The organism is Sphingomonas sp. 66-10, assembly GCF_001897045.1.
GTDB classification, from domain to species: domain Bacteria; phylum Pseudomonadota; class Alphaproteobacteria; order Sphingomonadales; family Sphingomonadaceae; genus Sphingomonas; species Sphingomonas lycopersici.
Genome location: NZ_MKRR01000019.1, coordinates 22,415 through 33,220, shown reverse-complemented (window position 1 = coordinate 33,220; position 10,806 = coordinate 22,415). Strand labels below are relative to the sequence as shown.

Below are 10,806 nucleotides of genomic sequence, written 5' to 3'. Positions count from 1 at the left end.
TCGTCATGTCCGAACAACCCGGCCTGTCGCCCGAAGCCATCGCCTTCGTCACCAAGACCGAGCAGGACGCGCGCCGCGCGTTCCGCCTGCTGCGCGAGACGCGCACCATCTCGCCGAGCGGCACCCTGTTCTTCGCGGTGCGCATTCCCGGCGAGGACAAGATCATCACGCTCAATTACGTCGGATTGTGGGAGGACGATCCCGATCAGGCGCAGACCGCGGTGATCGACTTCGACGGCAACAGCTATTGGAGCAACAAGCCCGGCGGCGCGGCGCGTTACCTCAAGCTGTTCAAGACCCATGCCGACGTCCAGGCGATCAGCCACGTCCACACCCCGCATCTCGGCGCCTATTCGCAGGCGCATGCCGCGCTGCCGCTGCTCTACGTCCCCAACCGGCGCTTTCGTTTCTCGGCCGAGCTTCCGGTCTATATCAACCGCCGCCAGGCCGAGGTCGATTTCATCCTCGATGCGATCGAGCAGGACCGCGAGGTCCCGGGGATCGTCGAAGCCAATGGCGGCGCGACGATCTGGAGCTGGAAGGGGCTGCGCGATCTGGTCAACAATATCGTGCTGCTCGAAGAAGGCGCGCAATTCCAGATCCTCGGCGCCGCGCTCGGCGGATCGAAGCCGTTCGGCCCCGGCGTGCTCGAACAGCAATGGAAGATGGGCAAGCTCGTCCCCCCCGACGCGCATGTCGATGACGACGGCGTCATCCATTATGCGCAGGCCGCCGAGTAATTCCGATGGCGGCGAAACAGCGCAAGCTCGCGCTCGGCGTGTTCCTCACGCGCCACGGCCATCACCCCGGCGCGTGGCGGCAGCCGGGATCGGCGAGCAGCGGCCGGCCCGACTTCCGCTATTGGGCGGAACTGGTGAAGACGGCGGAACGCGGCAAGCTCGATACCGCCTTCTTCGCCGATTTCGTCGGCATCGCGGGCGACAGCACCAAGGGGATCGAGCGGCGGCACGCCTTTCTCGATTTCGAGCCGCTGACGCTGACCGCCGCGCTCGCCGCCGTCACCGACCGGATCGGGCTGGTGGCGACGGTGAACACCAATTTCGATCATCCCTATTCGCTCGCGCGCCGCTTCGCCGCGCTCGATCATATCAGCGGAGGCCGGATCGGCTGGAACATCGTCTCGTCGCTGGCGGACGGCGCGGCGAGCAGCTTCGGGGTCGAACAGCCGCTGACGCATAGTGAACGATATGAGCGCGCGTCCGAATTCGTCGATGTCGCGCGCGACCTGTGGGATAGCTGGGACGACGATGCATTCGACCACGCCGATCGCGACAGCGGTCGGTATCTCGATGCCAGTGCCGTCCACCCCGTCCACCACGACGGCAAATACTTCCACCTCGACACGATCCTCGATGCGAGCCGCCCGATCCAGGGCCATCCGGTGTTCGCGCAGGCGGGCAATTCGGAGGTCGGGCGCGACTTCGCCGCCAAATATGCCGAGATGATCTACGCCGCCGCGCAATTCCTGGAGGAAGCGCAACGTTTCTACGCCGACGTGAAGGGCCGCATGGCGAAATACGGCCGCGATCCGGACACGCTGAAGGTGATGCCGGGCCTGTCCTTTGCGATCGGTTCGAGCCGGCAGGAAGCGCAGGACAAATTTTCCGCGCTCGAGGATGCCGTCGACTTTTCCGGCGAGTTGAACCTGATGGGGCAGGACGTCAGCGCTTATCCGCTCGACGGGCCGCTCCCCGATCTGCCCGAGCCGGAAAACGGAAAGGGGCGCTGGAAACAGCTCACCGCGCTGGCGCGGCGCGAGAATCTCACGATCCGGCAGTTGTTCCTGCGTTTCAACGCAGTGCGCGGGCATCGCGTGGTGATCGGAACCCCGGTCGATATCGCCGACCAGATCCAGGACTGGTTCGAGCGCGATGCTGCCGACGGTTTCAACCTGATCCCGCCGCTTCTCCCGAGCTCGCTCACCGAATTCGTCGATCTCGTCGTGCCCGAGCTCCAGCGTCGCGGGTTGTTCCGCACCGAATATGACGGCACGACATTGCGCGACCACCTCGGCCTGCCGCGCCCGCGCATCGCCGTCGGCGTGGACCGACCCGCCGCCGAGGCGGGGGTCCTTGCTGCCGTTTCCTGAAGAAAGGACCGATCATGACCGACAGGCTCGACACTTTGTGGTACACGCGTTGCCCGGTCCCCACCGGGCTCGGCATCGCGATCCAGCAAGGCTGGCTGGAGACGGCGTTCCGTGCGCAGGGCACCAAGGTTTCGTCGCTACTCGAATCGAACGATTTCGCGACGCGTGAATCGCATTTCAGCCACACGCTCCAGAATTCGGTCCGGCACGGCGGCAATATCCCGGCGATCAGCGCCAAGGCGCGCGGCCGCGACACGCGCGTGATCGGGCTGTCCTGGGCCGACGAGACCCAGCTCATCCTCGCCAGCCCGGAATCGGGGATCGCCACCGTCCGCGATCTCAAGGGCAGGCGCTTCGGCCTCCCCAATTGGAAGAATGTCGAAATCGACTTCACCCGCGCGCAGGCGATCCGCGGGCTCGAAAATGCGCTACGCCTCGAGGGACTGGAGGTTTCCGACGTCGAACTGGTCGATCAGGATATCGAGAGCCATTACAGCGACGAGCGCGCCGAGAATGTCGGCGGGACGCTGGCGCGACGCGTCGGCGGAAGCCGTGCGCGCGCCAACAATCTCGAAGTGATCGCGCTGCTGCGCGGCGAGGTCGATGCGATCTTCCTCAAGGGCGCGCATGGCGCGCAGGTCGCGCATCAATTCGGGCTCACCACGGTGATCGACACCGGCGCGCATCCCGAGCCGCTGATCCGATCGAACAACGGCACGCCGCGAACGCTGGCGGTCGACGGCCATCTGCTCGATCATCATTTCGACGCGGCGGTGACGATCCTCGATCAGGTGCTGCGCGCCGAAACCTGGGCACAGGATCACCCGTCGGAGGTGCGCCGCTATCTCGCGCGCGAGACCAATGCGAGCGAATATTGGGTGTCGGTCGCTTATGGCGAGGATGCGCAGACCCGGCTCAAGACCGATCTCGCGCAGCAATCGGTCGAGGCGATCCAGGATTTCACCGATTTCCTGCATCGCTGGGGGTTCATCCCGCAAAGCTTCGATGTCGGCGGCTGGATCGATCGCCGGCCGCTCGACGCGCTGCGATCGGCCCGCGTCGCGGGCTGACGCGGGCGACGGGTCAGAAGACCAGCTTTCCCCCGACGAGCGCAAGCGTGCCGGCGAGGATCGGGCGCAACACCCGATCCGAGACGCGCGTGGCGACGAGGCTGCCGAGGATGATCCCCGGCACCGAGCCGATCAGGAGCGCGCCGAGCAGCGCGAAATCGACCGATCCGATCATCCAATGCCCCGCGCCGGCGATCAGCGTGAGCGGTACAGCGTGGGCGATATCCGATCCGACGAGCCGATTGGTCGGCAGGTTGGGATAGAGAATCAGCAGCACGGTCATGCCGAGCGCGCCCGCGCCGACCGAGGAAAGCGAGACGAGGATCCCGAGGATCGCGCCGAGCAGGACGGTCAGCGACATGACCTGCGGCTCCGGCCGCGGCGGAAACCGGCGCTTGAAATAGCCGACGATCGTGCCGCGAAACAGGATCGCGACCGCGGTCGCCAGCAAGGCCGCGCCGAGCGTCGTGGTGATGATCCGGCCGGTGCCGTCGAACCGCGCGCCCGCGGTGGAGAGGATCGCGAGCGTGACGATCGTCGCCGGCACGCTGCCCAGCGCGAGCCGGCGCACGACCTTCCAGTCGACCGTCCCGCCGGCGCCGTGGACCGCCGTGCCGGCCGATTTGGTGGCGGCGGCGTAAAGCAGGTCGGTGCCGACCGCGGTCGCCGGGTGGAAACCGAATGCGAGCACCAGCAGCGGCGTCATCAGCGAACCGCCGCCCACGCCGGTCATCCCGACAAGCATGCCGACCGCCACGCCGGCCAGCGAATAGAGCGGATCGATCGCGGCGAGAATCATCGGCAGCCTCGTGGCGAGATGGGCGAGGGCTGATCCAGGTCACGGATCGCCGACGGTGGAAGCGGTGATAAACCGGCCCGCGCCCGCGCGATAAGCAAGTTCCTCTTTCACCCGGCGTAGCTCCATCTCCCCCGCATCGGTGGAGATTGAACGCGTCAATATCGCGGAAAGGCCGGAATCGGGCCGAAGACGAGCGCGAGCAGGCCGTAGAGCGCGGTGGTGATCAGCAGCCCGCCGACCAGCATGACGAGCAGTCGCGGCGGCACCTGCCGGACGAGAAGCGCCCCCAGCGGCGCCGCGGCGACGCCGCCGATCAACAGCCCGGCCGCGGCGATCGTGAACGCCTCGAACCCCAATGTCCTGATGAATGCCGCGAGCACCGTGACGGTCACGAAGAATTCCGCCGCATTCGCCGTCCCGATCGCCACGCGCGGGGTCGCGCCCTGCGCGAGCAGATGCCCGGTGACCACCGGCCCCCACCCGCCGCCGCCCGATGCATCGAGAAAACCACCGATCAGCCCGACCGGCCCGACAAGCCGCAGCCGCCGATAGGTATGCGGCCGCCGCGGGCCGCGCCACAGCAGATAGGTGCCGACCGCGGCGAGATAGGCGAACATCACCGGGCGCAGCACCGGCTGGTGGACGAGCGCGAAGATCCACACCCCGATCACGCCCCCCGCGACCCCGGGGACGGCGAGCCGCGCGAAGAGCCGCCAGTCGACGTTGCGCTGCGCGATATGCGCGAGGCCGGAAAAACCGCTCGCGAAACTCTCCGACGTGCGCACCGCCGCCGAGGCGGCCGGCGGCGGCACGCCGAGCGCGATCAGCAGCGTGTTGGAAAGGACGCCGAACCCCAGCCCCAGCGTCCCGTCGACGAGCTGCGCGAAAAACCCCACCACGATGAACGGCGCGAGATCCGCCCAGGGGATCGTCTCCAATCCCATCATCGCCGGAGCCGCGCGACGATATTGCGGACCCGGCCGGCGGGCGCGGTCAGCAGATAGGCGATCGGGAAAAGCAGCGCGATGACCGACAGAATCCCGCTGATCGCCGCATCGGCCCCCGCCAGCCACGGGATGATCGCCGCCCAGATCGACACCGCCAGGAGGACGATCAGGATACGTTCCGCCTCAACATCGTCGAACCCCAGCGGAATTCTCGTCGCGGTGCCGTCGAACAGCGCCTTCAGCCCAAGCTCTGTCCTCCCCCGCCGGTCGACCAGAACCGCGGGGAGCGCCGCGCGCGCGAGACAATTGGCCCCGGCGGCGATCAGCCGCAGCCCGACCGCGCTGGCGAACCCGCGGGCGTCGGTATTGCGATCGCCGATCGCGCGCAGCCCGCCACGGCCGCCGAACACCAGATCCATCAGCGCATCCCCCTCGGGCAGCGCGGGAACCGGCGGCACATAATCCTGCGTCGCGACGATCCACTGCAGGATCGCGCCCGGCACGTCGAGCCCGGTCGCCCGCTCCAACCCCTGGAAACCCGGCGCCGAATTCGCCTCGCAGATGCGATAGCCGTCTTCGTCGAACAGGATGTCGATGCCGGTGACGTCGAGATCGAGCGTCTCGGCGGCGCGGATGGCGAGCTCCGCCATATCGTGCGGCGGATTATACGCCACCGCCGCGCCGCCGAGCGAGACGTTCGATTTGAAATTGCCCGTCAGCGAGCGGCGCTCCATCGCCGCGACCACCCGACCGCCGACCACCAGCACGCGCACGTCGCGGCCGTGGCTCGCGCGGATATAATGCTGGAGCACGAAATCGGCCTGGGCATGCGCGCTTTCGAGCAGCCCGGCGAGATCCTCGAACTGGCTGCGGTTCTCGCACTTGAGCACGCCGGCGCCGCGCGTGCCCTTCAGCGTCTTGACGATCACCGGAAAGCCCAGCTCGCGCTCGACCAGCGCCGCATCGAGCGGGAATTTGCCGAGGATCGTGCGCGGGATCGGCAGCCCGGCACGCGACAGGCTCTGCAGGCTGTGCAATTTGTCCGCCACGCGCTCGATCGCGGCCGGGCCGTTGACCAGCCGGACCCCGCGGCGCTCGAGATGGCGCAGCAGCGCCAGCGTCGTATAATCGGTCTCGGCCCCGGTGCGGCAGATGACGAAATCGGGGCGCTCGACGGGCCGCCCCTTATAGGTAACCGCCCAATCGTCCGCGGCGCCGACGACGAGATCGAACCGCTGCGGCTGCAACACCTCGAGATCGATGTGCTGCGCGATCGCGCCTTCCTGGAAGCGCAGCACCTCGGGAACCTCGGGGAGCGAGGGATCGAGCGCATGTTGGAAAAGCAACCAGCCTTGCACGTTTCGCTCCCGATTCTCCGGTCCGGCACTCGGCCGGGCCGGCGGTCTCGCCCGAGCCGGCGCAACGGCAGGGCGGCACGCCGACCCCTCCGCCGGCATGATGCGGGTTAGGGATTAAAAACGAAAGGAATTTGCGATCACGTGATGGCGCACGGCAGCCGGAACCAGCGTCGCGCCGGCCGGTTTGATTTCGGGCCGCCCCCCGGCGGACCCCAATCGCCCACCGAAAAGGCCAGCCGATGAAACAGATCCCCGATGTTGATCGCGAATCGCCGAGCGCCAGCGGGCCGGCTCGCGCACACCGCAAGCGACTGCACCCCGGGAAAGTCGCCACCGAATGAACGCGCAGCCGGAAAGCGCCCCGTCCGCGCCGCATCGCGATCAGCCGGGCGACCGCGCGGCGTTGCTCGTGATCGATATGATCAATCCGTTCGATTTCGAGGAGGCCGATCGCGTCCGCCCCGCCGCCGAAACCGCAGCCGCGGTCATCGCCCGGTTGCGGGCGAAGGCCGATGCCCACGACGTCCCCACGATCTACGTCAACGACAATTTCGGGCAGTGGCATTCGGACCGCGATCGCTTGATCGCCGCCGCGCGCCCCGCGCTCGCGGGCGGCGCGATCGAGCCGCGCGAGCGCGATTTCTTCATCATCAAACCGCAATTCTCGGGCTTCTATTCGACCAACCTCGCGGTGCTCCTCCCTAAGCTGGGGGTGCGGCGGCTGATCCTGACCGGTATCGCGACCGAAATCTGCGTCCTGTTTACCGCCGCCGACGCGCATATGCGGGATTATAGTTTGTGGGTGCCCGAAAATGGCGTCGTCGCCCTCGACAGCGCGCACGGCGCGGCGGCGCTGGCGATCATGAACGCGCGGATGGGCGCCCGCACGACGCGCTTCGACGATCGCGCTTTCGCGGCCTGGCTTGCCGACGACGACGCGGATTGAGCCGCGCTACGTGGTCTTGGGCAGCGCGAAGGCCAGCGTATAATCCCCATATCGCGTGCCCAGCGCGCCGTGCCCGCCGGCGGTGATCACGACATATTGCCGCCCGTCGCGCCCCTGATAGCTCATCGGGGTCGCTTGCGCGCCGGCGGGTAGCCGCGCCTTCCACAGTTCCGCGCCGGTCCGAAGATCGAAGGCGCGCAGATATTGGTCGGTCGTCGCGCCGATGAACACCAGCCCGCCGCGCGTGATGATCGACCCGGCGAGATTGGGAACCCCGGTCTTGAGCGGAAACCCCAGGTGGCTGCCGAACAGCCCGGTATCCCGCGCGGTGCCCAACACCCTGGTCCACATCACCTGCCGCGTCTTGAGATCGACCGCGGTGAGCTTGCCCCACGGCGGGGCGCTGCACGGCGCACCGAACGGCCCGATCCACGCCTGGACGACCGCGACATAGGGCGTGCCGAATTGCTGGTAATAGATCGGCGCCTTGGCATTCTCGCCGCCCTTCGCGGCCGCCGCGATCATCTTCTGGCCTTGCGCACTGTCTGCGCGCACCAGCCGGATGCGGAACGGCATTTCCATCGTGTTGACGGTGAAGATCGCGCGTTCGGGATCGACCGCCCCGCCGCCCCAATCGGTCACGCCGTCGAACGCGGGGTGGCCGATGATGTCGGTCGTGCCGATCGGTGCATAAATGCCCGCCGCATGCGCCTTGCGGAATTGGATGCGGCAGATCAGCTGGTCGATCGGGGTCGCGCCCCAGGTCGTCGTCTCGCTCGGCGCGGGCGGGGTGAATGAGGGCATGCCGACCGAGAACGGCTGGGTCGGCGACATCGCCTCGTCGCCGATCCCGCCGCGCGTCGACACCGGCTTCTCCACGATCGCGGCGAGCGGCGCCCCGGTCAGGCGGTTGAGCAGATAGACCTGCCCCATCTTGGTGGTCTGGACCAGCGCCGGCACGATGCCGCCGCCGGGCAGCGGCAGATCGACCAGCGACGGCCCGACGGGGACGTCCATATCCCACATGTCGCGGTGGACGAGCTGGCGGTGCCAGCGCATCTTTCCCGTCGCGATATCGAGCGCGACGATCGACGTGCCATATTTGTCGTCGAACGGGCGCCGCCGGCCGATCCAGTAATCGGGGGTCGCATTGCCGGTGCCGAGGTAGACGATGCCGTTCGCCGCGTCGGCGGTCATCGCGCCCCAGACATTGGGCGTCCCGCGGGTATAGATTGCGTCGCCGGTCAGCGGTTTGATCGCATCGTCGCCGCGTCCCATGTCCCACGCCCAGACCGGCGCGCCGGAGATCGGATCATAAGCGCGCACCACCCCGGCGGGCTCGTCGACGCCGACATTGTCGATGATCCGCTCGCCGATAATCAGCCGGCCGTTGGCGACGACCGGCGGCGAGGTGCTGATCTGGAACGCGGCGGGCGATACGCCCATCTGGTCACGCAGATCGATATAACCGCCTTTGCCGAAGCCGGCGCACGGCTTGCCGGTATCGGCATCGAGCGCGTACATTTTGGCATCGAAGGTCGGCGCGAAGATGCGGCGCGCGCATGCCGTGCCCGCCGGCGCCTCGTAATAAGAGACGCCGCGGCAGACGAGATAGCTGTTGCCGGTGATGTCGGCATCGGTGTGCCAGCGCCATTTCGCCGCCCCGGTCGTCGCGTCGATCGCTTCGACATAGCTGTGCGGGGTGCAGGTATAGAGCGTGTCGCCGATGTGGATCGGGGTCGCCTCCGAATGATATTCACGCAGATGCTTCACCGCCTCGTCGGGCATCACCAGATCGCCGGTGCGGTGGGTCCAGGCGAGCTGGAGCTGCCCGACATTGGCCGGGGTGATTTGCGCGAGCGACGAGTAACGATCCCCGGCGAGCGTCCCGCCATAATGCGTCCAGTCGCCGGTCGACGGCTTCGGTGTCGCGGCGGATACGGCGGCCTGCGCACTAAGCGTTCTGGGCGCGAATGCGGCATAAGCGCCGGCAAGAACCAGTCCCGCAATCACCGCCGTCGCCGCCATTCGCCTCGCAGGGGGCCGGGTCGCGCTTCGCCACAGCCAGGGCCATGCGACGAGGATCATCAGCACGGTCGGCGCGACGACGCGCGGGATAAGCTGGAGCCCGTCGAACCCGACTTCCCACACCGCCCAAAGCCAGGTGGCGAGCCAGACCAGCGCATAGATCAACGCCCCGCGCCGATCGCTCCGGCTGAGCAGGATCCCCGCCGCGATCATCGCCAGTCCGGCGAGCAGATAATAAAGCGAGCCGCCGAGCCACGCGAGTTCGGCGCCGGCGACGGCAAAGAACAGTCCGAGCAGGGCGACGATCCACCCAAGGATGCGCAGGTACAACCGCATGGCCTCGCCTTTCATCGATCCGGGTTCCTAGAACGCGGCGCGCGGGCGCCCGTTGCGACGGGCGGGGCACGAAGCCCCCGACATGCGGCGAAAACAGCCCCACCGGCACGACCAGCCGGCGGGGACCGACTGTCTCTTTTCGGGATCGGGCGCCAAAAAATGAATCTTCAATTAACTGAAAAATATAGCCAAATCGCGCCGACACCGGGAGAAATACAGAGTGCGCACAATCGCTTTCGCTACTGCTGCGGCCGCCGCCGCGCTTGTCACCGCCGCGCCGGCCTCGGCCGCGACGACGATCAACCTCGTTCCGATCGCGGGCACGCTGACGGGGGCTTTCGGCAACGCCAATCCCGCGCGTTCGGGCACCGATCTCTACAATTTCACCGTGCCGACGAGCGGCGATCTCTACGGCTTCGTCGGGTCGCTCGGGCTCAAGATCACGTTGACCAACCTCGACTTCACCTCGGTGACGCTCGACGGCATTTCGTTCGACAAGATCAGCAGCGGTATCTTCGAACTGCAGACGATCGCGCAATCGATCGGCGCGGGATCGCACACGCTGTCGATCGGCTATAAAAATGCGCAGCTCTTTTCGAGCTACGGCGGGGTGATTTCCTTCACCCCGATCGCCGCCGGGGTTCCCGAACCGGCGACCTGGGGGCTGATGATCCTCGGCTTTGGCGCGGTCGCGGGCGCGATGCGCTACAAACGCCGCGGGCAGGCCAAGGTTCGCTTCGCCTGATCATCGTCCGACCGTTCGATGATCTCCGCCTCCCGACGATCCGGTCGTCGGGAGGTTTCACCAGCACCGGATCGCTGCCCCGATTCACGTCAGGGAACCGCGCCATGTCACGTCTGTTCCTTAGGTCGGTCACCTGAGGGAGTGCTGGACGTGCCGTGCGTGACAAAGGCTCGCAGGCCGCTTTGGTGAGCGGTCCGCGCGACTGTTCCTGGGTTCGGCCCGGCGCATCGGGGCTGTGGGTGGCGCCCGCCGATTGCTGGATCGATCCGCACGATCCGGTCGAGCGCGCGCTCGTCACCCACGGGCACGGCGATCACGCGCGCGGCGGCCACCAGCAGGTGTTCGCCACCCCCGAGACGCTGGCGATCATGGCGCTGCGCTATGGCGCGGCGCGCGACACTGTCGCAGTGCGTTACGGCGACACGGTCGAGCTGGCGGGCGGGGTCAGCGCGACCTTCCTCCCGGCG

At 67.4% G+C, this 10,806-nt stretch carries 9 protein-coding genes and 1 pseudogene; 6 read left to right on the top strand and 4 right to left on the bottom strand.

All coding sequences use genetic code 11. The features are described 5' to 3' along the window. From BGN95_RS02425 to BGN95_RS02415, 3 genes are all read left to right on the top strand, one after another. Positions 1 to 740: class II aldolase/adducin family protein (locus tag BGN95_RS02425; RefSeq protein WP_353744666.1), on the top strand; the 740-nt coding region annotated here is incomplete at its 5' end. A gap of 5 nt (positions 741 to 745) precedes the next feature. Next, positions 746 to 2,110, top strand: coding sequence for an LLM class flavin-dependent oxidoreductase (locus BGN95_RS02420; RefSeq protein WP_286771513.1), 1,365 nt, complete (start codon positions 746 to 748; stop codon positions 2,108 to 2,110). A gap of 14 nt (positions 2,111 to 2,124) precedes the next feature. Then, the gene (locus tag BGN95_RS02415; protein ID WP_286771512.1) at positions 2,125 to 3,180 is read left to right on the top strand and encodes an ABC transporter substrate-binding protein; all 1,056 of its coding nucleotides are present in this window, start codon (positions 2,125 to 2,127) and stop codon (positions 3,178 to 3,180) included. A gap of 13 nt (positions 3,181 to 3,193) precedes the next feature. Here BGN95_RS02415 and BGN95_RS02410 read toward each other — a convergent pair whose 3' ends face one another. The 3 genes from BGN95_RS02410 to BGN95_RS02400 form a co-directional block, all read right to left on the bottom strand. Beyond that, positions 3,194 to 3,979, bottom strand: a complete 786-nt coding sequence (locus BGN95_RS02410; RefSeq protein WP_286771511.1) for a sulfite exporter TauE/SafE family protein — start codon at positions 3,977 to 3,979, stop codon at positions 3,194 to 3,196. A gap of 155 nt (positions 3,980 to 4,134) precedes the next feature. Then, positions 4,135 to 4,926, bottom strand: coding sequence for a sulfite exporter TauE/SafE family protein (locus BGN95_RS02405; protein ID WP_265311503.1), 792 nt, complete (start codon positions 4,924 to 4,926; stop codon positions 4,135 to 4,137). Then, the gene (locus BGN95_RS02400; RefSeq protein ID WP_286771510.1) at positions 4,923 to 6,284 is read right to left on the bottom strand and encodes an ATP-grasp domain-containing protein; all 1,362 of its coding nucleotides are present in this window, start codon (positions 6,282 to 6,284) and stop codon (positions 4,923 to 4,925) included. The genes BGN95_RS02405 and BGN95_RS02400 overlap by 4 nt, the downstream gene beginning before the upstream one ends. Before the next feature lie 337 nt (positions 6,285 to 6,621). Here BGN95_RS02400 and BGN95_RS02395 point away from each other — a divergent pair, with 337 nt between their 5' ends. Continuing rightward, positions 6,622 to 7,230, top strand: coding sequence for a cysteine hydrolase family protein (locus BGN95_RS02395; protein WP_286771509.1), 609 nt, complete (start codon positions 6,622 to 6,624; stop codon positions 7,228 to 7,230). A 6-nt stretch (positions 7,231 to 7,236) separates the two neighbouring features. On the opposite strand, the gene BGN95_RS02390 is transcribed toward BGN95_RS02395, so the two are convergent. After that, complete coding sequence (locus BGN95_RS02390; protein ID WP_286771508.1) at positions 7,237 to 9,609, bottom strand: membrane-bound PQQ-dependent dehydrogenase, glucose/quinate/shikimate family; 2,373 nt, start codon at positions 9,607 to 9,609, stop codon at positions 7,237 to 7,239. A gap of 205 nt (positions 9,610 to 9,814) precedes the next feature. On the opposite strand from BGN95_RS02390, the gene BGN95_RS02385 reads away from it, so the two are divergent. Next, positions 9,815 to 10,339 (top strand): FxDxF family PEP-CTERM protein, encoded by a 525-nt coding sequence (locus BGN95_RS02385; RefSeq protein ID WP_286771507.1) that lies wholly within the window; start codon positions 9,815 to 9,817, stop codon positions 10,337 to 10,339. A 155-nt stretch (positions 10,340 to 10,494) separates the two neighbouring features. After that, positions 10,495 to 10,806: pseudogene (locus BGN95_RS02380) on the top strand (hypothetical protein); the annotation flags it as partial.